General features: G+C 63.2%; 24 protein-coding genes. 8 read left to right on the forward strand and 16 right to left on the reverse strand.

Annotation, left to right across the window (positions count from 1 at the left end; all coding sequences use genetic code 11):
- Positions 1-2,749, forward strand: a 2,749-nt coding sequence (cobN, locus tag KBY85_RS10220; RefSeq protein ID WP_254961397.1) for a cobaltochelatase subunit CobN, incomplete at its 5' end; no start/stop codon positions are given.
- Positions 2,750-2,768: 19 nt separating this feature from the next.
- On the opposite strand, the gene KBY85_RS10225 is transcribed toward cobN, so the two are convergent.
- Genes KBY85_RS10225 through KBY85_RS10255 form a run of 7 tightly spaced genes read right to left on the reverse strand, consistent with a single transcriptional unit; the run spans position 2,769 to position 8,939 of the window.
- The gene (locus tag KBY85_RS10225; protein ID WP_254961398.1) at positions 2,769-3,329 is read right to left on the reverse strand and encodes a hypothetical protein; all 561 of its coding nucleotides are present in this window, start codon (positions 3,327-3,329) and stop codon (positions 2,769-2,771) included.
- A gap of 29 nt (positions 3,330-3,358) precedes the next feature.
- The gene (locus KBY85_RS10230; RefSeq protein ID WP_254961399.1) at positions 3,359-4,021 is read right to left on the reverse strand and encodes a PHP domain-containing protein; all 663 of its coding nucleotides are present in this window, start codon (positions 4,019-4,021) and stop codon (positions 3,359-3,361) included.
- A complete protein-coding gene (hemJ, locus tag KBY85_RS10235; protein ID WP_254941638.1) occupies positions 4,014-4,604 on the reverse strand; it encodes a protoporphyrinogen oxidase HemJ in 591 nt (196 codons plus the stop codon). Before hemJ ends, KBY85_RS10230 begins: the two co-directional genes overlap by 8 nt.
- Positions 4,605-4,664: 60 nt before the next feature.
- Positions 4,665-6,176, reverse strand: coding sequence for a cryptochrome/photolyase family protein (locus KBY85_RS10240; protein ID WP_254961400.1), 1,512 nt, complete (start codon positions 6,174-6,176; stop codon positions 4,665-4,667).
- Between the two features lie 2 nt (positions 6,177-6,178).
- Positions 6,179-6,490: a hypothetical protein gene (locus tag KBY85_RS10245; protein ID WP_396093092.1), complete on the reverse strand. Its 312-nt coding sequence runs from the start codon at positions 6,488-6,490 to the stop codon at positions 6,179-6,181.
- On the reverse strand, positions 6,487-8,448 hold the full coding sequence (gene uvrC / locus KBY85_RS10250) for an excinuclease ABC subunit UvrC (protein ID WP_315859983.1): 1,962 nt from the start codon (positions 8,446-8,448) through the stop codon (positions 6,487-6,489). Before uvrC ends, KBY85_RS10245 begins: the two co-directional genes overlap by 4 nt.
- On the reverse strand, positions 8,445-8,939 hold the full coding sequence (locus KBY85_RS10255) for a flavin reductase family protein (RefSeq protein ID WP_254961401.1): 495 nt from the start codon (positions 8,937-8,939) through the stop codon (positions 8,445-8,447). The genes uvrC and KBY85_RS10255 overlap by 4 nt, the downstream gene beginning before the upstream one ends.
- Positions 8,940-9,004: 65 nt before the next feature.
- On the opposite strand from KBY85_RS10255, the gene coaD reads away from it, so the two are divergent.
- Entirely contained in the window at positions 9,005-9,490 is a 486-nt protein-coding gene (gene coaD, locus KBY85_RS10260; RefSeq protein ID WP_254961402.1) for a pantetheine-phosphate adenylyltransferase, read from the forward strand.
- Positions 9,491-9,498: 8 nt separating this feature from the next.
- Positions 9,499-10,371 (forward strand): hypothetical protein, encoded by an 873-nt coding sequence (locus KBY85_RS10265; protein ID WP_254961404.1) that lies wholly within the window; start codon positions 9,499-9,501, stop codon positions 10,369-10,371.
- Here the strand turns inward: KBY85_RS10265 and dacB are convergent.
- The 5 genes from dacB to dapF form a co-directional block, all read right to left on the reverse strand.
- On the reverse strand, positions 10,368-11,768 hold the full coding sequence (gene dacB / locus KBY85_RS10270) for a D-alanyl-D-alanine carboxypeptidase/D-alanyl-D-alanine-endopeptidase (RefSeq protein WP_254961405.1): 1,401 nt from the start codon (positions 11,766-11,768) through the stop codon (positions 10,368-10,370). The genes KBY85_RS10265 and dacB overlap by 4 nt on opposite strands.
- A 10-nt stretch (positions 11,769-11,778) precedes the next feature.
- On the reverse strand, positions 11,779-12,309 hold the full coding sequence (locus KBY85_RS10275) for a DUF4330 domain-containing protein (protein ID WP_254961406.1): 531 nt from the start codon (positions 12,307-12,309) through the stop codon (positions 11,779-11,781).
- Between the two features lie 73 nt (positions 12,310-12,382).
- A complete protein-coding gene (locus tag KBY85_RS10280; protein WP_254961407.1) occupies positions 12,383-13,075 on the reverse strand; it encodes a DUF1995 family protein in 693 nt (230 codons plus the stop codon).
- Positions 13,075-14,259: an aminotransferase class V-fold PLP-dependent enzyme gene (locus tag KBY85_RS10285; protein ID WP_254961408.1), complete on the reverse strand. Its 1,185-nt coding sequence runs from the start codon at positions 14,257-14,259 to the stop codon at positions 13,075-13,077. Before KBY85_RS10285 ends, KBY85_RS10280 begins: the two co-directional genes overlap by 1 nt.
- A complete protein-coding gene (gene dapF / locus KBY85_RS10290; protein ID WP_254961424.1) occupies positions 14,260-15,384 on the reverse strand; it encodes a diaminopimelate epimerase in 1,125 nt (374 codons plus the stop codon).
- Positions 15,385-15,416: 32 nt separating this feature from the next.
- Here dapF and KBY85_RS10295 point away from each other — a divergent pair, with 32 nt between their 5' ends.
- Both KBY85_RS10295 and leuS read left to right on the forward strand, forming a co-directional pair.
- On the forward strand, positions 15,417-15,656 hold the full coding sequence (locus tag KBY85_RS10295; RefSeq protein ID WP_254961409.1) for an Hfq-related RNA-binding protein: 240 nt from the start codon (positions 15,417-15,419) through the stop codon (positions 15,654-15,656).
- A 58-nt stretch (positions 15,657-15,714) separates the two neighbouring features.
- Positions 15,715-18,354, forward strand: coding sequence for a leucine--tRNA ligase (leuS, locus tag KBY85_RS10300; protein ID WP_396121846.1), 2,640 nt, complete (start codon positions 15,715-15,717; stop codon positions 18,352-18,354).
- Here the strand turns inward: leuS and KBY85_RS10305 are convergent.
- Positions 18,351-19,454, reverse strand: a complete 1,104-nt coding sequence (locus KBY85_RS10305) for a DUF4912 domain-containing protein (RefSeq protein WP_254961410.1) — start codon at positions 19,452-19,454, stop codon at positions 18,351-18,353. The two genes, leuS and KBY85_RS10305, sit on opposite strands and share 4 nt — an antisense overlap.
- A 333-nt stretch (positions 19,455-19,787) precedes the next feature.
- Here KBY85_RS10305 and KBY85_RS10310 point away from each other — a divergent pair, with 333 nt between their 5' ends.
- Positions 19,788-19,943, forward strand: a complete 156-nt coding sequence (locus KBY85_RS10310) for a hypothetical protein (RefSeq protein WP_254931921.1) — start codon at positions 19,788-19,790, stop codon at positions 19,941-19,943.
- A 3-nt stretch (positions 19,944-19,946) separates the two neighbouring features.
- Here KBY85_RS10310 and KBY85_RS10315 read toward each other — a convergent pair whose 3' ends face one another.
- Both KBY85_RS10315 and KBY85_RS10320 read right to left on the reverse strand, forming a co-directional pair.
- Positions 19,947-20,150, reverse strand: a complete 204-nt coding sequence (locus tag KBY85_RS10315; RefSeq protein WP_254961411.1) for a hypothetical protein — start codon at positions 20,148-20,150, stop codon at positions 19,947-19,949.
- A gap of 77 nt (positions 20,151-20,227) precedes the next feature.
- A complete protein-coding gene (locus KBY85_RS10320) occupies positions 20,228-20,404 on the reverse strand; it encodes a hypothetical protein (RefSeq protein WP_254961428.1) in 177 nt (58 codons plus the stop codon).
- 146 nt (positions 20,405-20,550) lie between these two features.
- Between KBY85_RS10320 and KBY85_RS10325 the strand changes: the two genes are divergently transcribed.
- On the forward strand, positions 20,551-21,402 hold the full coding sequence (locus tag KBY85_RS10325) for a galactose mutarotase (RefSeq protein WP_254931920.1): 852 nt from the start codon (positions 20,551-20,553) through the stop codon (positions 21,400-21,402).
- Here the strand turns inward: KBY85_RS10325 and KBY85_RS10330 are convergent.
- Positions 21,399-21,719, reverse strand: coding sequence for a 4a-hydroxytetrahydrobiopterin dehydratase (locus tag KBY85_RS10330; RefSeq protein WP_254931919.1), 321 nt, complete (start codon positions 21,717-21,719; stop codon positions 21,399-21,401). The genes KBY85_RS10325 and KBY85_RS10330 overlap by 4 nt on opposite strands.
- Before the next feature lie 107 nt (positions 21,720-21,826).
- On the opposite strand from KBY85_RS10330, the gene KBY85_RS10335 reads away from it, so the two are divergent.
- Complete coding sequence (locus KBY85_RS10335) at positions 21,827-22,846, forward strand: GGDEF domain-containing protein (RefSeq protein WP_254931918.1); 1,020 nt, start codon at positions 21,827-21,829, stop codon at positions 22,844-22,846.
- The last annotated feature ends 12 nt before the right edge of the window (positions 22,847-22,858 follow it).

A 22,858-nucleotide genomic window follows, 5' to 3' on the forward strand; every position in this document is an offset into this window, starting at 1 on the left:
GACCGTGGGCGCCAGCGAGCGTCTGGCTTCGGCCCTGCAGCGCTACCAACCGGATCCGGAACGGCTGACCTGGATCGCCCAGCTCTGTGCCAACTGGATCCGGCTGCGCCAAACCCCAGCTGCCGAAAGGCGCGTTGCGCTTGTCCTGGCCAACTACCCAACCCGCAACAGCCGCCTCGCCAATGGCGTCGGACTCGATACGCCGGCTTCAACGGCCTTGATGTTGCAGTGGCTTGCCGGGGCTGGTTACAAATTGCAGGGCCCAGTGCCTGTTGATGGCGAAGCCTTGATCCAGATGCTGCTGGCTGGACGCAGCAACGATCCGGAAAGCGAGCACCGACCCGCCCTGACCCTGCTGCCCCTTGCCACATACCAGGCCTGGTATGCCTGCCTCCCCAGCGAGGGCCGCCAAAGGCTGGAGGCGGTGTGGGGACCGCCCGAACTCGATGTCGCTCTGGTTAGCGCCGCCGGAGCTGTACCCGGCTTCCCGATCCGGGGCTTGCAGCTGGGGCATGTGAGCGTATTGATCCAGCCCGACCGCGGTTACGACAGGGATCCGGCCCTCAGCTATCACAGCCCCGACCTGCCCCCCACCCACGCCTACCTAGCCCAATACCTCTGGCTGCGCCTTGAGTTTGGCGCCCATGCAGTGGTGCATGTAGGCAAGCACGGCAACCTGGAATGGCTGCCTGGCAAGGGATTGGGGCTGTCCGCCAGCTGTTTTCCGGAGTGGGCTTTAGGGCCGCTGCCACACCTTTATCCCTTCATCGTCAACGATCCCGGCGAAGGCTCCCAGGCCAAGCGGCGCAGCCAGGCGGTGATCCTTGATCACCTGACACCGCCCCTGGGGCGGGCGGGCCTGTATGGGGCGCTGCAGCGACTTGAGGTTTTGCTGGATGAGTATTGGGAGGCCTGTCAGCTCGGCAGTGAACGGGCAGGCCCCCTGCGCCAGACCCTGGCCAAGGAGCTCGAGAGCATGGAACTGCCGCTCGGTAGCGCCGCGGAACTCGATAGCCGGCTCGATGCAGCCGATGGCTACCTCTGCGAGCTCAAGGAGGCCCAGATCCGCCTGGGGCTCCACACCTTCGGCACCCTGCCGGAGCCCGATCGGCTGGCCGAGCTGCTGCTCTGCCTTGCCCGCTGTCCGTTGGCAGCGCAACCCGGCCTCACCCAGGCCCTGGCGCAAGACCTGCAGCTCAGCTTCGACCCCTGGGGCGATGAAGACAGCACGCCCCTAGGCCAGCCAGACCAGCAACGGCTCCAGGCCGCCTTTGGCGGAGAGCTACCGCGCCTGGTGGGAGATGGGGTTGCGCTGTTGGAGGCGCAAGCACTGACCTTGGTGGAGCAGGAGCTGGCCGGTTTGCAACAAAGCCAAGCCAAGGCTTCGCCCTTGGCTGGACCCAGGCTGCAGCGGGCGCTGCAGCACCTGCGCCAGGCCCTGCTGCCCCCCCTACTGGCCTGCGGCCGCGCCGAACGGGAAGCCTTCCTGCGGGGCCTGGAGGGGGAGCGCATTGCCGCAGGACCATCCGGAGCACCCACCCGCGGCCGACCAGATCTGCTGCCGACGGGGCGCAATTTTTACAGCGTCGACCTGCGCGGGCTACCCACTGAAGCGGCCTGGGACCTGGGCCGACGCAGCGCCGAATTGCTGCTGGAACTGCACCTTCAGGAACAGGGGGAGCACCTGAGCAGCTTGGCCCTATCGGTTTGGGGCACGGCAACGATGCGCAATGGCGGCGAGGACATCGCCCAGGCCCTGGCCCTACTTGGCGTGCGACCGGTTTGGGATGGACCAACCCGCCGCATGGTGGATCTGGAGGTGATTCCCCTGAGCCTGCTGGGCCGTCCGCGGGTGGACGTGACCCTGCGCATCTCAGGACTGTTCCGCGACGCCTTCCCCCAACTGGTGGGGTGGGTCAACCGGGCCACTGAACTGGTAGCCGCCCTAACCGAACCAGAGGCGGACAACCCCCTCGCCGCCGCTTATCACCGCGAAGGCCACAGCGCCCGCGTCTACGGCTCAGCGCCAGGCGCCTACGGGGCAGGACTGCAGGGCCTGATCGACAGCGGCAACTGGGAGGAGCGGGCTGACCTGGGCGAGGCTTTTTTGAACTGGAGCAGCTGGCGTTACGACAGCCAGGCTGGGGCTTCTGGGCAGGCTGGCATCGAAGCCCAGGCTGACCGGAGCGGCCTGGAGCAGCGGCTCAAGGCGGTGCAGGTGGTGTTGCACAACCAGGACAACCGGGAGCACGATCTGCTCGACTCCGACGACTACTACCAGTTTCAGGGAGGCTTGAGTGCAGCGGTGGAACGGGTCTCAGGGCATCGCCCAGCACTTTGGTTTGGCGACCATTCCCGAGCTGCCCGGCCCCGGATGCACCGGCTGGAGCGGGAATTTGACAAGGTGCTGCGCAGCCGCGTGCTCAACCCCCGCTGGATCGCAGCGATGAAAGGCCACGGCTACAAAGGCGGCTTCGAAATGGCTGCCAGCCTCGATTATTTATTTGCCTACGACGCCAGTACCGGTCGAGTCCCTGACTGGGGCTACGGCGCCATCTGCGACCAGTGGCTCGGGGATCAGACAGTGCGTGATTTTCTGGTGCAGAGCAATCCCTGGGCCCTGCGCGACATGGCCGAACGGCTACTGGAAGCCCACAACAGGGGGCTGTGGGAAGGGGCACAAAAAAACCAGCTGGAGCAGTTGCGCCAGCTGGTTCTTGATAGCGAAAGTCTGATTGAGCAGTGCTAAGGCAACCAAGCCAACTTGATCAACCTTTTAATTCTCTGCTCATGCGTTTGAAGGGATCAATGTCGCCAGCTTTGCCGCTGGCCTGCTGGCTGATCTGGACCTGCGGGCTTGCCATCGCAGCGGCCTGGGCCTGAGCTTGAGCCTGCTCCTGCTCCTGCTTTATCGCTGCAGTACCACCAGGCACATTCACGCCCATGGCAGAACCTTTCATGCGCTGATCAAGCTCCGCCTGGGACATGGTTTGGGCGAAGGTCTTCTTAACCGGCTTTGGGACACCTCGGGTGAGATCAAAGGCTTGTTCAGCCTGGCTACTCTGGCCACCCAATCCATCAGACACCCGCTCCAGCCGCGACTCCATCGAAGCCACTTCTGCCACCATCTCCTTGTTGCCGGGGCTATCAGCCGTGCCCGGGAAGGTGCGGCGAATGGTGTTGGAGCGCCGCATGAAATCAACGTTGCCCATGCTGCTGGAAGCGTCGGCGTCCAGGAAGAAGGTTTCAACCTCCTTTTTGGGCTGGGGGGTCTTCGGGGCGGCGGCGTTGCCGTCGCGGGTGGCGAACAGGCGATCAAACAAACCCATCGTCTGCCAGGGGTAAGCGTCAGGAAACCCTAGCGGCCGAGAAGCGCTAATCCATGGGTATCGGTACCGCAACTCATCAAAAGACCACGTTGCTGCAACTCAGCGGCAATCGCATCGCAGACCAGAGGTGTTGGTGTCCAGCGCGGCTGCATTTGGTAGTCGTACCACGCCTCGGCGCCATCAAAACCGAGACGATCGGCGGCGGCGATCAACCGCTGGAAGGGCAGGCGATAGCGGGCGGGATGGGCAAGCAGCAGCAGCCCCCCCGCCTGGCGGCCCGCATCCAGCACCGCCTCAGCCTGGAGCGCTGGCCCCACCAGCGCCCGCCCCTGCAGATAGGGCTCAAGGCTGGGGTGATCGGCATCAAAGCCAAGCACCAGCACATGCACCAAGCACCCCTCGAGCAGGCAGCTGATTTCCACACCTCGCCAGAAGCTGGGCACGGCACGGCCCTCGCTAGCCGCCGCCATAAAAACCTCCATGGCAGGCCCGTGGGCGGCCAGGCTGTGGTGATCGGTGATGGCTAGGTGCTCCAGGCCGAGTTCTAGGGCCTGCTGGGCCAGCTCAAGGGGAGTCAGGCTGCCGTCACTGCAGATGGTGTGGCAGTGGAAATTGACCCGGCTAGGGCAGCAGGCCGGCGTCAGCTGGCGGAGTACGTGCCGCAAGGGGTGATCAGGCACGAGTTCAGGCATTCGCGGACAACCGCTCCGCCCGCAGCCGCCGCCAGCGGGCATAAAACTGAATCGATGCGGCCATGAAGACCACCAGGGCCACGATGAACCAGGTGGCAGCGCCGGTGGGGAATTGGTTTTTGAACACCACCAGCATCACCACGATCACCAGCAGCAGGGTGGGCAACTCGTTTAAGGCCCGCAATTGCTTAGGGCTCCAACTGCAGGCTCCCCTGTTGAGCTGGCCCATCAACCGATAGCAAAAGGCGTGGTAAGCCAGCAAGGCAGCCACGAAGGCCAACTTGGCGTGCATCCAGCCCTGCTGCAGCCAGGCGGGATTCACGCTCAGTAAACCAGCCGCACAGACCACTGCGACCACCATGCCGGGGGTGGTGATGATGTTGGCCAGGCGGCGCTCCATCAAGCCGTACTGGGCCTGGAAAGCCGGCCGCAGCGACTCCTCCAGCTCCTCAGCCTCGCGGTGATAGATGAACAGCCGCACCAGATAGAAAAGCCCGGCAAACCACACAACCACCCCCACGATGTGGAGAGTCTTGAACCAGAGGTAGGCCTCGGCGGGCCAGCTCAGGGTCAATAAGGGCATGGCGGCAGTTCAAGCAAGGGCCCACAAACTAGGGCCGCAGCAGTCAGTGGGCTGAAGCAGTCAGTGAGCCGCAGCTGTGGCCCGGATCGCCGTCAGCTCGGCGGCGGGGATCTTCTCTAGCTGCTTCATCACCAGCCCCATGCGGTGATTACGGCGCAGTCCCTCTTGGTTGCGAGCCAGGAAATCCCAATAGAGCGCGTTGAAGGGACAGGCATCCGCTCCAGTGCGCTGCTTCGGGTTGTAGCGACAGCCCTTGCAGTAGCTGCTCATCCGATTGATGTAATTGCCGCTGGCGGCGTACGGCTTGCTGGCCAGCATGCCGCCATCGGCAAACAACCCCATGCCGAGCACGTTGGTTTGCATCACCCAGTCGTAGCCATCAATGAACATGCGGTGAAACCAAGCGGTGAAGGCCTGGGGATCGAGGCCGGCGATCAAGCCGTAGTTGGCTAGGACCATCAAGCGCTGGATGTGGTGGGCGTAGCCGCTTACCTCGAGTTCGGCCAGCACCGTGTCCATGCAGGCCATGCCACTGCCGCCCAGCTGCTCTAGCCAGCCCGGCAACGGACGGTTAGCGCCGAAGTGATTTCGGGCGGGATAGTCGGCGCCAAACCACCAGTAGAGGCCGTGGGTGTATTCACGCCAGCCCAGGATCTGGCGAATCACCCCTTCCAGGCAGGCAAGGGGCGTACCCCGCTCCAGCCCGGCCTGCTCCAGCCGACGGATCACCTCAAGCGGCTGCAACAGGCCAATGTTGAGATAAGGGGAGATCAGGGCGTGCCACAGGGTGGGCTGGCCGCTGACCATGGCGTCCTGGAACGGGCCGAAGCCATCGAGCCGCGTATCGATGAAATGCTCCAGCACCGCCAGCGCCTGGGTGCGGGTAACTGCCCACCCAAACGTCGCACTAATCCCAGGCAAGCCAGGTTCAGAGGCGGCCTCAAGCTCCTGAGCCAGCTGGTCCACCTTGGCAATCACGGCCCGGGTGATTGCATCTGGCGCAAAGACCAATGGTTCAGGCCCCACCAGCCCCTTTGGCGGTGCCTTGCGATTCTCCTGGTCGTAGTTCCACTGTCCACCAAGCGGCTGGCCGTCATCGCCCATCAGCACGCCAAAACGCTTGCGGCCCTCCCGGTAGAACAATTCCATGCGCAGCTGCTTGTAGGGAGCAGCCCAGGCGCCGAAATCATCCCGGCTCCAGAGAAAAGCATTGGAGAGGTGCCACACCAGGGGCGTAGGCAGGGGCAGCCGTTCAATCGCTTCACGAAAGGGGCGCTCGGCTGGCTCCATCAGATGCAGCTCGCTGATCTCGTGCTCGGCCAGCCAATCCTTCAGCGCCTCAGCAAAGGTCGGGGCCTCAAGCAGGTCCACCGTCCAGCCCCGCTGGCGCAGCTCGGCCGCGAAATGCCGCATGGCACTCCACACCAGCACCAGCTTCTGGCGGTGATAACGGCGTTGCTGCAGCACCGAGCTGCTCTCAATCAGCAATACCCGGGCAGTTGCGGGGGTGTGGGCTGCCAAAGCTGCCTGGAGGGGGTCCAGCTGGTCGCCCAGCACCCAGATGCCAATCACGCTCAGGCCTCACCAGCCAGCCGGCAGGCACGGCGGGCTACGGCCGCGGCATAGCCCCGCTCCACCGGACCAGCCAAGGGGCTGAGCACCCCATTGCGGCAATCCACCACCAGACGCTCGTGCTGACCCTGCTGGTCGTTTACCCGCAGCCGCAGCTGCCAGTGATGCTTAGCGCTGCGGTGGATCTCATCACCACAGACGGGCCCAACGCAGATGCCGGGGGCGCCGAGGGCCGGCGGCGTTAGGGCAGGTGAAAAAAGCAGCAGCAGCCCCAGGGCCAAGGGCAGTAGCAGCAGGGAAGCCAGACGCCTCAACTGGCCAACTCCTCGCTAACGAGCTCGTCACTTGGGTGAAAGTAATCCCACACCTGGCGGGCCAGGGCCGGCCCCACTCCCGGGGCAGCGGCGATCTGCTCTGGACTGGCCAACTGGATGGCATCAATCGAGCGGAAGTGGGCCAATAACTCCTTGACCCGTTTCGGTCCCAGGCCAGGAATATCGGAGAGGCGCGAGCGCTTCATCCTCTCGCCCCGCTGCTGGCGATGGAAGCTCACAGCGAAACGATGGGCCTCATCGCGCAGACGACGCAACAGCTGCACACCCAGCTGGTCGGGCTCACTCTCCAGGGGCTGCTTGGCCCCTGGCATAAACACCTCCTCCCGCTGCTTGGCCAGGGAACAAACCACCAGCTCTTCGTGCAGATTCAGCTCTCGCAGGGCCTCCATCACCGCCGAGAGCTGGCCCTTGCCGCCGTCAATCATCACCACATCTGGCCAATCATTGAGGCCACCGGTGTGGAGCGTGGTGTTGGCGGCCCGCCGGAGCTCGCCCAGGTCGGCACCCTCGGCCTTGGCCTGGGCCCAGCGGCGGAAGCGGCGGCGCATGATCTCGGCCATGGCCATGAAGTCGTCGGAGTGGCCTGAGCGGATCGAGCTGCTTTGAATCTTGTATTTGCGGTAGTGCTGCTTGGCCGGCAGCCCATCGATGAACACCACCTGGGAGGCCACGGCGTCGCTGCCCTGGATGTGGCTGATGTCGTAACCCTCAATGCGCCGTGGTGGGCTGGGCAGCTCCAGCAGCTGGGCCAGGTCTTCGGTGGCCAACAGTTGCTGCTCGGCGCCGCGCTGGGCCCGCTGCAGCTCATAGCTGGCATTGCGCTCCAGCAGCTCGATCAGGTCGGCTTTCTGCTGCCGCTGGGGCACGGCAAGTTTCACCTTGCGGCCGCGGCGCTCCGCCAGCCACTCCTCGATCAGGGGCTGCTGGGGTAGGGCGTGCTGCAGCAGCAGCTCGGGGGGAATCTCCACCGGCTCCACCTGGCTGTAGTGCTCCTCCACCACCCGCTGCAGGATGCGGCCGGGCTCCAGGGGCTGGCCATCGGCGCCTACGGCATCAGCGGTGAAGCCAAGCCGCCCCACCAGCTTGCCGGCCCGCATCTGGAACAGCTGCACCGCCGCCACCCGCTCATCGGCGGCTAAGGCCACCACATCACGGCTCACCGAGCTGTCGCCGAGGCTCATCTTCTGATCAGCGGTGAGGGTGTCGATGCCCTGCAGCTGGTCGCGCACCCGCGCGGCGCTCTCGAAGTCAAGCCGCTCGGCATATTTGCCCATCTGCTCATTCAGCAGCTCGAGTAGCTCCTCGTTGCGCCCTTGAAACACCATCGCCACCTGGCGCAGGGTGAGGTGGTAGGCCTCGGAGCTGATCTTTTCCTGGCACACCCCTGGGCAGCGGCCGATGTCGTAGTTGAGGCAGGTGCGCTCCCTGTAGAGCGGCTGGGGTCGCTGACGCAGCGGAAAAACCCGCTTCACCAGGGTGAGGGTGCGGCGCAGCAGGCCCACATCCACGTAGGGCCCGTAAAAGCGATCCAGGGGCGAGCGAAACCGCCGCCGCCGGGTGATGAAGATGCGCGGGTAGGCCTCGCTCCAGGTGATGCAGAGATAGGGATATTTCTTGTCGTCTTTCAGCAGCACATTGAAGTGCGGCTGGTTCTGCTTGATCAGGTTGGATTCGAGCGCCAGCGCCTCGGCTTCACTGTCGGTGACGATGAATTCGATCTCACACACCTGGCGCACCATCAGGGAGATGCGCGGGCTGTGGCCATGGCCGCTACCGCTTTGGAAATAACTGCGCACCCGATTGCGCAGCACCTTGGCCTTGCCGATGTAGAGGATGCGATCGCTGGCATCGCGCAGCAGATAGCAACCCGGCTCGGAGGGCACCTCCTTGAGCCGGACCTTGAGGCGTTCGGGTTGCTGCAGCAGGGGCAGGCTCAACCGCCGTATTGCCAGCCGGTGCTGCCGAGCTCAAGGGCAGCACCATCGCGGTGCAGGGTGGCCGTCTTCACCTCGCCCACGAACACGGTGTGGTCGCCATGGGCCACCTGACCCACCAGCTCACATTCCACCGCACCAAGGGCGTTGTCGAGAATCGGCAAGCCCAGCTCACCGAGGCTGAAGGGGGCTGCATCGAAGCGACCGCCCATGCCTTTTTGGGGTTTGAAGAAAACTGCGGCCAGGTCCTTCTGGTCAGCGGCAAGGACGTTCAGGGAAAATTTCTTGGTGCGCTGAATGATGCCGTTGCTGGTGCTGTCGGCCCGCACAGCCATCACCACCAATGGCGGCTCAAAGGAGCCTTGGGTCACCCAGCTGGCGGTGAAGCCATTGACCTCATCCCCCTCAGCTACGCCGCAGATGAACACGCCATGGGGAATTTTGCGCAGCAGGGTTTTCTTGGCTTCGGCGTTAAGGGCGGCGTTAAGGGCCATGGCGGCAAGAGCGCTAAGAACTACATCCACCCTAGAAACGCCTCGGGCACCCATAGGCTGGCCCGATGCGCGCCCTCTACCCCGGCAGCTTCGATCCCCTCACCCTGGGCCACCTCGACCTGATCGAGAGGGCAGCACGCCTGTTTGACGGCGTGGTGGTGGCCGTGCTGCAGAACCCCAGCAAGCAGCCGGCCTTCAGCCTCGAGCAACGCCTGGAGCAGATCGGCACCGCCACGGCCCATCTCCCGGGGGTTGAAGTGGGCAGTTTTGATGGCCTCACCGTCGATTTCGCCAGTCGTTGCCAGGCCCAGGTAATTCTGCGGGGCCTGCGCGCCCTGAGCGACTTTGAATTCGAGTTGCAGATCGCCCACACCAATAAGAGCCTGGCCCCCCAGGTGGAAACCCTGTTTCTGGCTACTGCTGTGCACCACAGCTTCCTGAGCAGTTCAGTGGTGAAGGAGGTGGCTCGCTTTGGCGGCGATGTGCGTCACATGGTGCCCCCCAGAGTGGCGGAAGACCTGTGCAGGCTTTTTAATCGGACATCTGTTTAGAGCTGTACATGACCGAGCCCACCATCACCGTGCTGGATCAGCTCGATCAGCTGGAGGAGATCGTGCTGGAGGGCAGCCGCATTCCGTTCAGCGGCGGACGGCTGGTCAATGAGCAGGACGCCATTGAGGTGATGGATGCCCTGCGGGAATCGTTGCCGGGCCAGCTGCAGCAGGCCGTAGCGCTAATCCGCCAGCGTGAGGAATTTATTGGCCAGGCGCGACAGCAATCAGACGAGATCATTGCTGCTGGCAAAAGGGAGCGGGAGCAGCTGATCAACTCTGCCGCCATTCGTCAGGAGGCAGAGCGGCAGGTGGGTGAGCTGCGGGATCAGGCCCGCCAGCAGTGCGAGCAGCTGATGTTGCAAGCCCGCCAGCAGGTTGCCCAGGCTGAGCAGGAGCACCAGGCCCGCACGGCCCAGATGGAGCAGCAATTTGCGCTCCGCCGTCAGCAGCTCGAACAGGAAACGGCTGAGCGCAACCGCCAGCTGCTCGAACAGCACGATCGCAATCGTCAACAGGCGATGGCTGAACTTGAGCAGATCCGCCAAGAGGGAGTGAGGGTGCAGCGCGATAGCCAGGCAGAAGCGGAGCGGGTGCACAACGACGCCCTGCAGTTCCGCCAGCAGACCCAGCAGCAATGCGACGCCCTGGTGAGCCGCAGCCGCCAGGAGTCGGCCGCCATTCAAGAGGGTGCCAACCGCTACGCCGAGCAGGTGCTGGGCGAACTCGAGGGCAGGTTGAAGGAGATGAGCCAGGTGGTACTGGGAGGCCGCCGCGAGCTGGTGCGACTCCAGGCGCCAGAAGCTGCCGCGCCAGCTGTAGAGGAGACGACGGGCCGCCGCCGCCGGGTAGCCAACACTCTCAAGCAGCTAGCGGGCTAGGGGGGGCACAGCTGGCTGTTTTGCGCTTGACGCAACACCTTGCCAATAGTGACGTTGGGCGAGCTGGCGCCATTACTGATGGCACTTACGTAGCGGGGCCCAGCTGCAGTCATCAGCACGCCACTGATGGAGCGCACTCCGCTGATCGTGCCTGTTTTTCCAAAGAACTGCCCTTGCAGGGAGGTGCCCACATAAAGATTGCGCAGGGTGCCCCGCTGGCCCGCAACCGCCATCGACGCCAGATAGGCGCGGCCGTAGGGGTGCTGATCCATGCGCATAAGCAGCGCAGCTAAGAAGCGGCTGGTGAGTCGGTTGGCGCGGTCGAGGCCGCTGCCATCGGCAACGCGAACACCCTGCATCGGCAGGCCCTGTTCGGTGAGCCAGAGCATTTCAAGCTGGGTGGCTCGGGCCAGATCCCAGGTACCAGCGCCCTGCCTCAGCAGTACTTCGGCGGTGAAATTGTGGCTTTCGGTGTTAGCCAGGCTCAGCAGGTTGTGCATCGGAGCCGATGGCTCCTGATGCAGCAGCACCGCATCAGCGGGCAGGGGAGCGCGAGCCGAAACCAGTGACACCTGCGCCTTGGTCCCCCGCTGAACCATGGTTTTCTGCAGCAGGGTCTGTAGTCGCGAAGGCGGATTCATCACCGCCTCGTTGATGGCATTGCTGGTGACCGCCAGCCGGGTGATCGGCGCGCCGTAGGCGTAGTAGCGGTCATCTGGGTGCCAACCTTGGGGCCACCAGGCCTGGCGAGGCTCCTCGGCGATCTGCAACCGCACCAGCGAAGGCGTCTCACCACTGCTGCCACCCGATCCCATCGCCAACATGGCGAATCGCTGCAGCTGGGGCAGGGCCAGGTCGGGGTCGCCCTCTCCGGTGAGGCGGAAGCTGCCATCACCCAGCCGCCAGAGCTGGGTATTAAGGCGATAGTCAGGGCCCAATCGGTCTAGGGCGTAGGCCGTGCTCACCAGCTTCTGATTGGAAGCAGGAATGCGGGGCCGGGTGCCGTTGAGGTCGGCCAGCAGGCGGCCCTGGGCATCGGCAATGGTGATGCTCCACACAGAAGCCTCGCCTGCCACGGTGGCAAGCAGCCGCTGCTGCAGCGCCGGACAGCTCAGCTGAGCCTGAAGCTGGGGCAGGCCAACCGGTGGGGGTAGGGGCGGCAAGGACGCCAGGGGCACCTGCTGGGCCAAGGGCACCTGCTGGGCCAAGGGCACCTGCTGGGCCAAGGGCACCTGCTGGGCCAAGGGCACCTGCTGGGCCAAGGGCACCTGCTGGGCCAAGGGCACCTGCTGGGCCAAGGCAGTGGCTGGCGCACCCGCCAAAACGAGCACTAGGGCATGAACACCAGAAAGGCGCAGCAGAAGCTGACGCTTAGCAGGGGTTTTGAGAGGGGCCATCTCAGCCACCTCAAACCTGGAGGCCGCTAACCGTGCCGCCCACGCGGAATTGCTCCCCCTCTATTTCCACTGGGGCACCAATCTTGATGGTTTGGTTGCCAAAAACCACACCGCCAGCACTCTTGCGGCCCTGGCCCTGGAGCACAAAACGAGCATCGAGGCTGCCCAGGGTTGCCTGGTTGGGGTCCACAGCCGTCACCACCGATCCGTTGGGTTGGACCGCCACCAGGCGCCGCTGCAGGGGCAATACCTGCTTGATCGCCACCGAGCCATGGGGCTGGTTACGGATCACGATTGCAACCTTGCCCTCCTCCTGGGCGGCCTGAATCAAGGCCCTGGGATCAGCAACCGGCACGCCACGCACATCCACCAGCACGGTGACTGGGGTGAGGCCACCGGTGGCCTGAGCCACCGCTCCGCTCAGCTTGGGGCTCCAGATCACCCCTGCGGCAGCCAGGAGCACCGCAACTCCGGCTCCGATGTCAACAAGGCTCCAGGAGCGTCCTTTTGCTGCAGGGCTCTGGTCGCTCTCGGAAGCCATCGACAAGGTCTGCGTTTGGCGAAGTGTACGGAGGCTGGCCGGTTAGATCCAGTGCAAGTGGGTCCGCAGGGGGCTAGTTGCGCAGGCCTTCGATGAAAGCGTCCATGACTTTGAGGTTGGCGCCGAGCCCCAGGCCGGCTTCACCCGCCATGGCTAACGCCCGTTGCTCCATGTCTGGCTTCTGGTCGAAATTGCAAACAAAGCGATAGCCATCGGCATCGCAGCGATACAGCTCCCACATCCCCGGACAGGCCCGACGCAGGGCCCCATCTCCTGTTGGAATCAGGGCATAGGCGCTCTGCCAGCCGGACAGAAAACCCTTGCGACGCTCCCGAGCCACACTGCCGATACCGATGGCCGCATCCTCGAGGTTGCCGTTTAACAGCAAAACAACTCCGCCGTGCAGGGCGCATACCTGCTCCACCTCCTCGTAGTCGGCGGGGGAAGGTGCCACCAGCAGCAGCACGCCCTCGCTGCCGCCGTCAGCCTGCTGAAGGCGCATCTGATCGCGCAGGCTGGCAATTCGGGTTGCAAAATCAGGGGCATCGCGTTGGGCAAGGGCAGTGGCGCCGGCATCGGCACAAAGCAGCCTCAGGCTGGGTGCGCCGGAACTAAGACCAGCCTGCAATCGCAAGGCCAAAGGGAGCAATCGCAGGCCCTCGAAACGGAGCTCGACACTCCAAAGCCCCTTGGCTCCTGCTGCCAAGGCGCTCTGAATCGCCGCCAGTGCTTCAGCTTCGGCGCTGCGCAGATCGGGGGGGAGCATTAGGCCGTCAACGGATGCTCCGACGCTAACGAGGCCGCAAGCGCCACCTGCAACGCCTGGACCAGGGCCTCAAGATCGGCGGCGCAATGCCAGGGCCCGAGGCTGATGCGCAGGCCACTTGCGGCGTCGGCCTCGCCATAGCCCAGGGCTCGGAGCACGGAGCTGGCAGCCGATCCAGAGCTGCTACAGGCCGAACCGCTGCTCAGGGCGAAGCCCTGGCGGGAGAGCTCACGCACCAAGTTCCGGCCGGAAAGCGGCAGGCCAGCGTCGCTAGCCACCAGCAGGCTGAGGTGGTGAGGCAGGCGGGAGTCGCCCGGGGGCGGACCGCTCAACCGCAGCCCGGGAAGGCTCAAAAGCCGATGCAGCACGGAGTCGCGCAGGGGTGCCAGCGAAGGCGTGGCACAGCTGAGCTCCAGGGCCTTGGCGAAGCCGCTCAACAGCACCACAGGTTCGGTGCCGCCACGCCTACCGCCCTCTTGGCCGCCACCACCAAGCTGGCCCTGGAGGGCGAGGCCACGACGCACCAGCAGCAAACCAACCCCCCTGGGGCCCTGCAGCTTGTGGGCCGCCCCACTCAAAAAATCAATGGGCAGCTGGCGAAAATTGATCGGCAGGTGGCCCAGAACCTGCACCGCATCAACGTGCAGCAGCACCCCCTCCCGCCGGCAACAGGCCCCGATCGCCTCAATCGGCTGGAGGCTGCCAACCTCGTTTTGGCCCCAGATCACCGAAACCAGACGGGTTGGAGGCACCAGCAAGCCATCGAGGGCGTCGAGATCAAGCAATCCCTGCCTATCCACCGGCACCGCTTGGACGCTCCAGCCGCGCTGCTGCAGTTGGGCAGCTGCCGCCAGCGTGGCGGGATGCTCGACCGCCGATATCACCAGCCGGCCGGGTGTGAGGCCAGCAGCAGCGCCGAGCAGGGCCAGATGAATGGCCTCGGTACCACCGGAGGTCACCACCAGTTCATCTGGCTCGCAGCCCAGCCCAGCAGCCAGGCTTAGGCGCGAGCGTTCGAGCTGCTCTGCTGCCGCAAGGCCAGGGGCGTGGAGGCTTGAGGGGTTAGCCCAGGCCGTGGCCTGGGCAAGGGCCATGGCCTCCAGCACCTCAGTGGCGGTGGGAGTGGTGGCGCTGGTGTCGAAGTAGCCAGCCAGGGCTGGCAGCTGACTGGCCGAATAGCCCACCTAGCCTCCCTGGGCTTGATCCAGCTCAAAGCGGGAGCGAATCCGCGATTCAAGGGAATTGGTGGCCAGTGCCACCAGGTCGTCGAGGGAGCTGCTGTTGAGCAGGGCATCAACCCTGGCCCTGGCTTCGGCTGAAGGGCAGGCTTCAGGTCGGATGCAGCCATTGATGCAGACGCTGGCGCAGTCGACTGCAGGCGAGGCGTCTGGAGAAGCGTCTGGTTGCTGTTGCACCGGGGCGGCGGCCTCGAGTTCACAGGGCTCATCGCCCCAGAGCTCGGGGGTCACGACGCCATCAAAAACAGCCACAGCGGGGCCCGCCATAAACACATGACCACTGGCTACATCCCAATCAATTTCCAGGGGCCCGCCTGGGAGATCGAGGCGCGCGCAGCGTTCAGCCAGCCCCAGCAGATGGGCTACCACGAGGGTGGCGCAAGCACCGGTGCCGCAGGCCAAGGTGGGGCCCGCTCCGCGCTCCCACACCCGCATCACCAGGTGAGTGCGACTGATTACTTGAACGAAATGAACGTTGGTGCGGGCGGGGAATGCGGGGTGAACCTCGAATGCCGCGCCATAACGCTCCAAATCCACCGCCTCAACGTCGTCAACGGGGATCACAACGTGGGGATTGCCCATACCGGCCGCCCCGACCGCAAACGAGGTGCCAGCCACTTCCAAGTTGCCCTGGGCCAGCCCGTTATCGCCGCAAGGCAAGGTGGTCGGAATACCTTCAGGATCGAGAAAGGGGGCTCCCATGTCGACGCGGATGCTGCCGTCCTGACGCAGCTCGGGAACGATGCGCCCCGCCAAGGTTTCGATCTGCCATTGACGCCCGGGAACATCGTCATCGCTATCGGCCAGAAAGCGGGCCAGGCAGCGCATGCCATTGCCACACATCTCAGGTTCCGTGCCATCGGCGTTGAAGATCCGCATGCGCAACTCCCCGCCCTGGCGGGGCGGCAGGGCCAGGATCACACCGTCAGCGCCAACCCCGAAGCGGCGGTCGCAGAGGCGCTGAATACGGTCCGGGGTGAGGCCGTAGCTGGCATCGGTGCTGGAGGCTCCCCTGCCATCAAGCATAAGAAAATCATTTCCCAGGCCTTGATATTTGCTGAACTGGAGCACGATGGGGGCGAGCGCAGCCACAGCTAGATCTTATGCAGAGCTTTTTCGAGAAGCGGGCCACCGCCCTCGATACCTCGCAACCCAGCATTCGGCATTTGCAGGATCTGATTCGCCATAAAACCCCGGTGGCGGTCCAGGTGCCGGGTGTGGGGGAGCTTGAGGGAATCCTGCATTGGCAGGACATCGACTACCTGGCCCTCAAGCAGGACGAAAATCGTCCCCTCACCCTGATCAATCGTGCGGCCGCGGCGACGATCCGTGCGCTCGGCTGAGCAGGAGTCATCCAACTGGGCTGTGGCACGATCAAAGCCCTGATCCAGCCTGGCTGCCGTGAGCGACGCCCCCCGCTACCAACCCCAGGCCCTCGAATCGCGCTGGCAGCAGCACTGGGAGAGCGCGGCTCAGCACCGCACGCCAGCCATGCTGGATGGGTCCTGCGGCGACAGCTATTACGCCCTGTCGATGTTCCCCTATCCATCGGGGAACCTGCATATGGGTCACGTGCGCAATTACGTGATCACCGATGTGATCGCCCGGGTGCAACGTTTACGGGGCAAGCAGGTGCTGCATCCGATGGGTTGGGATGCCTTTGGTTTACCAGCCGAAAATGCGGCCATCGAGCGGGGAATTGAACCCGGCATCTGGACCGATCAAAACATCGCCTCGATGCGGGAGCAGCTGAAGCGGCTTGGCCTCTCCATCGACTGGGATCGAGAGCTAGCTACCTGCCATAGCGACTACTACCGCTGGACCCAGTGGTTATTTCTGCAGTTTCTAGATGCAGGGCTCGCTTACCAGAGAGACGCAAGTGTCAACTGGGATCCCATCGACCAAACGGTGCTTGCCAACGAACAGGTGGACGGCGAGGGCCGCTCCTGGCGTTCCGGAGCCCTGGTGGAGAAACGCAAGCTGCGCCAGTGGTTTCTCAAGATCACCGCCTACGCCGACCAACTGCTGGACGATCTGCCCAAGCTCGAGGGTTGGCCGGAGCGGGTGCGCACCATGCAGGCCAACTGGATTGGCCGCAGTACGGGCGCCGAGCTGCACTTTGAGGTTGTGGATTCATCTGGCGCCGGCACCGGTGAACAGATCACCGTGTTCACAACACGCCCGGACACCATCTTTGGCGTCAGCTACCTGGTGCTGGCCCCAGAACACCCCCGGGTAGCTGGACTGACCACCGCCGAGCAGACGATCCACGTGCAGGCTTTCTGTGATCTGGTGAGCCGCCAAAGCGAGCTTGAGCGCACGGCCGACGACAAACCCAAACGGGGTGTGTCGATCGGTGCCCGGGTGCGCAACCCAGCCAATGGCGCCCTTATCCCCCTCTGGATCGCCGACTACGTCCTCGCCGACTACGGCACCGGCGCAGTGATGGGGGTCCCTGCCCACGACCAGCGCGACTTCGTATTCGCGCGGCAGTACGAATTGCCGGTGCAGCAGGTGATCATTCCCCAGGGCAGCGACGAGCACGCCTTCGAAGGTGGTGCCTGGACAGAAGCCGGGGTTTTGATCCACTCCGGTTGCTTCGATGGTTTACCAAGCGGTGAAGCCAAAAGGGCGATCACCGAGGCAGCTGCGGGTCAGGGTTGGGGCAATGCCAAGGTGCAGTTTCGTCTGCGCGACTGGCTGATCTCGCGCCAGCGCTACTGGGGCTGTCCCATCCCGGTGATCCACTGCGAAAGCTGCGGTGTGGTGCCCGTACCGGCCGAACAGCTGCCGGTGGAGCTGCCGGTGGGGGCCAACCTTGAGGGCAAGGGCGGATCGCCCCTAGCCCAATTAGAGAGCTGGGTGAACGTGGACTGCCCTTGCTGCGGCAAGGCGGCGAAGCGTGAGACCGACACCATGGACACCTTCATGTGCTCCAGCTGGTATTTCCTGCGCTACAGCGATCCCCACAACACAGACCTTCCGTTTACACGCGAGGCCGTGGACCGCTGGTTGCCGGTTGATCAATACGTGGGCGGGATCGAGCACGCGATCCTCCACCTTCTCTATGCCCGCTTCTTCACCAAGGTGCTGCGAGACCGGGGCCTGCTGGGCTTCGATGAACCCTTCATCCACCTACTTACCCAGGGGATGGTTCAGGGCATTACCTACAAGAACCCCCACTCCGGCAAATACATCGCACCGGGCGATGTTGTCGATCCAAGTGACCCCCGTGATCCAATCAGTGGTGAAGTGCTAGAGACTTTCTACGAAAAAATGTCGAAGTCGAAGTACAACGGCGTCGACCCTGCCCAAGTAATTGATAAGTATGGCGCTGATACGGCCCGGATGTTCATCCTGTTCAAGGCTCCACCGGAAAAAGATCTGGAATGGGATGACGCCGATGTGGAAGGCCAGTTTCGGTTTTTACAGCGCCTGTGGCGGCTGGTGGATGGGGCCTGCGCCCGGGACCTGCAGCTGTCAGGTGTAGGGAGGGCGGTTGAGCAAACTACGGCCCAGTTTGCCAACACAACACTGACTGCATCTGAGCTGGAGCTGCGCCGGGCAGTGCACACGGCCATAGCCGAGATCAGTGAGGACCTCGATGGTGAATATCAGTTTAATACCGCCATTTCTGAGTTAATGAAGCTCAGCAATGTGATGGCTGAACATCTCGAGGCCGCCACTGCGCCCGTAGCTAAAGAGGCATTGCACACCTTGCTGGTGCTCCTGGCTCCGTTTGCCCCCCACCTGGCGGAGGAGCTTTGGCTGCGTTTGGGCGCCAATCCAGACAACAACTGCAGCATCCACGCTCAGAGCTGGCCGCACCCAGACCCTGCAGCCCTAGTGCGCGAAACTATTGATTTGGTTATTCAGGTCAAGGGCAAGATGCGAGGCAGCTTGGCGGTGCCCGCCAACGCTGATAAAGCAACCCTTGAACAGCTGGCGCTCAATAGCGAAATCGCACAAAAATGGCTGGAGGGCAAGCCCCCCAGCCGGGTAATCGTGGTGCCTGGAAAGCTGGTGAATCTGGTGCCCTAGAACCACTCAGCCACCGCTTCTTCAGCGGTGTTGACATTGGCGTGCGGGGTAGTGCGGACGAATTCAAGAGTGATATTGCGACGTTGTTCGCCGTCAGCTGCTACGGCAGTAATGGGGTACAACTGCTTGCCATCACGGAAGGGAACCTGAAGCCTGAAGGTGCCGTCTTCGCCAAGGGGCACGACTTCCTCACCAATCCGCAGGGTTGCCGCCGGATCAGTAGCTCCATAAACAATCAATTCGGCATCGGCTACTAGCCAGAAGGCTCGCTGACGAGTAGCCACACCACCAGCACCCGACTCGTTGCGGCCGCTGGCCCAAACACCGGCGCCGGAAGCATTCAGACCCTGATTGTGGTCGGAATTGGCATCCACCTCGTGGAAAGCCTCAGAACCGCGGCCTACCGCCCGCCAAGTAGTGGTGGCAGCCTGATAAACGCGCTCGTGAATACCAGGAGCTGCATTAGGCATAACAGCAGAACCAGCTGCAGCAGGAGCAGGGGCCCCTAGGGAGAAGGGCACAAACTGATCGAGGATCTGCTCACTGGGATGGAGGGCAGGTACCCGAGCCACCGAGGAGAAGGCCAATGAACGCCAACCGCCACCAGCGAGCCGGTAGCCAAGTTCAACCCGATAGTCCCGGTCGCTGAGGGGAACAGGCAGGTACCACTCGGTGGCATGGCTATTAACCACTACTTCCTGCATGGTGTGCTGGTGGGCAGCACCAGCACCAAGACCGGTCACATCCACAACTCGAAGTACCAGCTGGCTGGCACCGTCGGCCATCGCCTGGCGACGGTCTGAGTCGGAGAGCTCCCAAAACACGTAGGCCCACTGGGGATCCCTGGGCAGAAACACAACTGCCGTTTTGGAGGCGGGCCGGGGAGCAGAGCCCATCTCGGCTTCCATGCTGCGCAGACCCTCATCCTCTGGCACCTCACCATCAGGCTGGCTAGCTGGGGCCTGGGAGTCTGACCTTCCCTGAATAGCCCGCAACAGCTGATCCTTCAGCATCCGGCTATAGCGGCCGATGCCGAGGTTGCTGGCCATCTGGCGCAGTTGACGCAAGGTCAGGTCGTTGGCCTCGTAATCACCCGACATCGGAAAACCTGAAGTAGTCATAACTGCTGCTTTCCGAATAAACTCAGTCGATTTTCAGGGATTACGGCCCTGTTTCTGGAGCCTTGTCAGCAGATCGCCACGTCCGGGGAGCAAGCGGCCCCGTCAGGTATTGCCGGCAAGAGCCGATTCCAGGCGCTCCCCAGCGGGCAGCCAGGGCTACGGAAGACTTAGCTCTGTCAGCGGGAGCAAATCAAGCGATCCGCCAAGAAGGGTCGAGGCCATGGCCCTTGGCGACTTGTGTCAATGAATGGCCGTGCCCCTCCCAAGGAGCGAGGTCCGTTCTTAAACAAGGTGAACTCCGCGGACCTATCTATGCGTTGGCTGGGCCTGGTGCTGTGCCTTCTGTGGCTGGGCTGGCGGCTCCAGGCCCTGTGGCAGTGGACTCAGCGGCAATGGCGCCTAGATCCGCTCAGCAGTGAATTCCAGCAGGAACTACGCCGCCGCGGCTTAGTGGGGGTTTTGCCCTGAAAACTAAGCGCTAGCTACAAGGCGCTGCCTAAGCAATTGAATGTGGTCGTCAATGAGGGTGCGAGCCTCTTCAAGGCTGGCTACTGAACCCATGGGCATGCCACTGCAGTGCTGAATGCGGTAGGCCTCTGCAGCTGGACAGCGCCTGATCAAGCGCACGCTGCAGCCGCGATGTCGCCACTCCGCAATAGCAGAAGAATCAGGCATGGCACGCTCTGCGACCATTGCAATCAACCAAAGCTGTCCAGGGATGGCAAGGGGAAGTGTTGGTGCGACAACCAGCCTCAGGCTTTCTGGCTTAGCCGCCAAAGCTCGTTAACGGTTTTTCCTGATTCCACAGCCCGCAGACGCTTGACCAGCTCGAACATATCGGTGCTGGCCAACTCGCCATTTTCTTGCCACTCCAGGCTGCGGGGCTCGAATAATTCCTGGCGAGGCGCTCTGTCCTCTGAACGATTCATAGCTGCTGCACGTTGATTGCAAGACCATATGGAATTGATCAGGGGATCGAGACCGGTTCCAATCTTTATCAATGGAAGATTGTGTGAAGGAACACCGGCCCAGAGGCCGGCCGCAGGCCTAAATAGGCCAACCCCGCTCGAGCTCCGTGGCCCTGGTACACCGCGAAACCCCATATCCACATTGGGAGTTCGCCAGCGACTCCGGCGATCTGCTGCGGGTGGTGCCTGAGCGGGGAGGTCTGGTGACCGGCTGGCGCTGCAACGGCAAGGAGCTGATTTACCTCGATCTTGAACGCTTCCTCGACCCCGCCCAATCAGTGCGGGGCGGAATTCCCATCCTCTTCCCGATCTGCGGCGGCCTGCCGGACAACACCTTGCCCCTGCCCCAGGGGAACTTTCCCCTAGGTCAGCACGGCTTCGCCCGGCAGCTGCCATGGCAGTTGAGCGCTCTCGAGGATGGCCAAGGGATCGCCCTTGAACTCAACGACAGCGAGACAACCTTGACGAGCTATCCCTTCAGCTTTCTGCTGAGGCTTGAGCTGCGCCTGGTGCCAGGGGCCCTCGAGATCGACACCACGGTGCAGAACCGCAGCCAGGAGCCGATGCCATTCAGCTTCGGCCTCCACCCCTACTTCAACCTCAGCAACCTCAAATCTCCCCGCTTTGAGGGGCTACCGGAGCGCTGCCTAAACCATCTATCGATGGCCGACGCCGACACGGCAGAACAAATGGCGCGATTGGACGACGGAATTGACCTGTTGGTCCGTCCCAGTGGTGACGTGCGCTTGCTGGATCCGGAAGCCGGCCTGGCCCTTGATCTGCAGCTCAGCGCCCCGTTCAACCTGGTGGTGCTCTGGACCGAACCGCCCCGTGCGATGGTCTGCCTGGAGCCCTGGACAGGACCTCGCCAGGCTCTGATCAGTGGCGATGGCAAGCTTGAAATTGGTCCCAGCGAAACCTGCCGGTTGCAGACCCGTTACGCCGTTAGCGCCTGCTAAGCCCCATCAAGTTTGGCGGCCAAAACTGCGTCAGCTCTGGTTAGGCCATCCACCTTGTGGGTGTACACCTCAGCGCTGGCGTGACCCCAGCCAATGCTGAATTCGGCATGGTGACCCTCCGCTTCGCAGATCGCTCCAGCCCGGTTGAGCCAATCGAGAGCCTGCTGAAAATCAGCGAAGCTCCAGGCCTTTTGCAAGTGGTGTCCATCCACAACAACCCAACCGGGCAACTGGGGCAACAATTCCGCTAGTTCAGCGGCATCCAGGAGCGGCGCCCCATCGCGGCAGGGAAGACAGCTTTCTTGGTGGAGGGCCATGGGAAGGGCTGCTGGGAAGGTCTGTTGGGAATAGCTAAATCATGGCCCTAGTGAAGCCCGGTTGGCGGGCCCAAGACTTCCTAGGATTGGAATTATCGGCGAGGTTCATGCCGTATCCCGACTACCCGATTCCGGCGGATGAATCCCAGCGCCAAAGGGATTTAGAGCGCCTGGGGGTACTAAACCATCCAGGCGATCAGCACTTCGAGCGACTGGTGCGGCTCGCCTCGACTGTGCTGGAAACCCCGATTGCGCTCATCTCCTTGGTGGATGGCGACCGCCAATGGTTCCTTGCCCACCACGGCATAGACAGCACCGAAACACCGCGGAAGATGGCCTTTTGCGCCCACGCCATTGCCGGTGATGAAACCCTGGTGGTGCCAGATGCCCACCAAGACCCGCGTTTCTGCACCAATCCCCTGGTGACTCAGGTCCCAAAGGTGCGCTTCTACGCAGGTACACCGCTGCAGAGTCGTGACGGCCACAACCTGGGCACCCTGTGCGTGATCGACCGGTTGCCGCGCCACTTCAGCTCCAGCCAGGTGCGACTGCTCGAGGATCTAGCCCAGCTGGTGCTGCGTGAGCTTGAACTGCGCCGACTCACCACGGTGCATCCAGTCAGCGCCTTAGCAAACCGAGCAAACTTCCTGGAGCAAGCTGAGCCTGAGCTGCTGCGAGCCCGCCAGGCAGGCGAAAACCTGGCCGTGCTGGCCCTGCAGCTCGACCACTTCGACCAGATCAAGAACCGCTGGGGTCTGCAGGCCTCGGATCGCGCGGTAATGGACGTTGCCGCCCTACTGCGCTCCCAGCTATGCGAGCAGGACCTGGTGGGTCAAACCGGCGATCAGGAATTCGCCCTATTGATGGTGAATGTTGAACTTGCTACAGCCATGGAACGGGCTGATGCCATCCGCACTGGCGTCAGCGAGCTGCGGGGCGTCTTTTCGACCAGCGGCCACCAGCTAACGGCCAGTGGCGGCCTGACCCTGCTTGCCCCAGCCGATCGCCAGGCGCTTGATGCGCTGCTTCGGGCCGAACGGGCCCTAATCCTGGCGCAGGGCAATGGCCGAAACCAGATCGCCGAAATACTGGCTGACCCCCTAGAAGCAGAAAGCGTCCTAGGCTGAATTTATCCACGC

This window comes from Cyanobium sp. BA5m-10 (assembly GCF_024346255.1).
Lineage (GTDB): Bacteria > Cyanobacteriota > Cyanobacteriia > PCC-6307 > Cyanobiaceae > Cyanobium_A > Cyanobium_A usitatum.

Coding starts and splice junctions, on each gene's coding strand:
- KBY85_RS10305 (WP_254961410.1), bottom strand. CDS start 19,454: ATGTCGGGTGATTACGAGGCCAACGACCTGACCTTGCGTCAACTGCGC.
- KBY85_RS10310 (WP_254931921.1), top strand. CDS start 19,788: ATGCGTTGGCTGGGCCTGGTGCTGTGCCTTCTGTGGCTGGGCTGGCGG.
- KBY85_RS10225 (WP_254961398.1), bottom strand. CDS start 3,329: ATGGGTTTGTTTGATCGCCTGTTCGCCACCCGCGACGGCAACGCCGCC.
- KBY85_RS10275 (WP_254961406.1), bottom strand. CDS start 12,309: ATGGCTTCCGAGAGCGACCAGAGCCCTGCAGCAAAAGGACGCTCCTGG.
- KBY85_RS10295 (WP_254961409.1), top strand. CDS start 15,417: ATGCAGAGCTTTTTCGAGAAGCGGGCCACCGCCCTCGATACCTCGCAA.
- KBY85_RS10265 (WP_254961404.1), top strand. CDS start 9,499: ATGACCGAGCCCACCATCACCGTGCTGGATCAGCTCGATCAGCTGGAG.
- hemJ (WP_254941638.1), bottom strand. CDS start 4,604: ATGCCCTTATTGACCCTGAGCTGGCCCGCCGAGGCCTACCTCTGGTTC.
- coaD (WP_254961402.1), top strand. CDS start 9,005: ATGCGCGCCCTCTACCCCGGCAGCTTCGATCCCCTCACCCTGGGCCAC.
- dacB (WP_254961405.1), bottom strand. CDS start 11,768: ATGGCCCCTCTCAAAACCCCTGCTAAGCGTCAGCTTCTGCTGCGCCTT.
- KBY85_RS10330 (WP_254931919.1), bottom strand. CDS start 21,719: ATGGCCCTCCACCAAGAAAGCTGTCTTCCCTGCCGCGATGGGGCGCCG.
- KBY85_RS10320 (WP_254961428.1), bottom strand. CDS start 20,404: ATGAATCGTTCAGAGGACAGAGCGCCTCGCCAGGAATTATTCGAGCCC.
- KBY85_RS10230 (WP_254961399.1), bottom strand. CDS start 4,021: ATGCCTGAACTCGTGCCTGATCACCCCTTGCGGCACGTACTCCGCCAG.
- KBY85_RS10255 (WP_254961401.1), bottom strand. CDS start 8,939: ATGGCCCTTAACGCCGCCCTTAACGCCGAAGCCAAGAAAACCCTGCTG.
- KBY85_RS10315 (WP_254961411.1), bottom strand. CDS start 20,150: ATGCCTGATTCTTCTGCTATTGCGGAGTGGCGACATCGCGGCTGCAGC.
- KBY85_RS10335 (WP_254931918.1), top strand. CDS start 21,827: ATGCCGTATCCCGACTACCCGATTCCGGCGGATGAATCCCAGCGCCAA.
- KBY85_RS10280 (WP_254961407.1), bottom strand. CDS start 13,075: ATGCTCCCCCCCGATCTGCGCAGCGCCGAAGCTGAAGCACTGGCGGCG.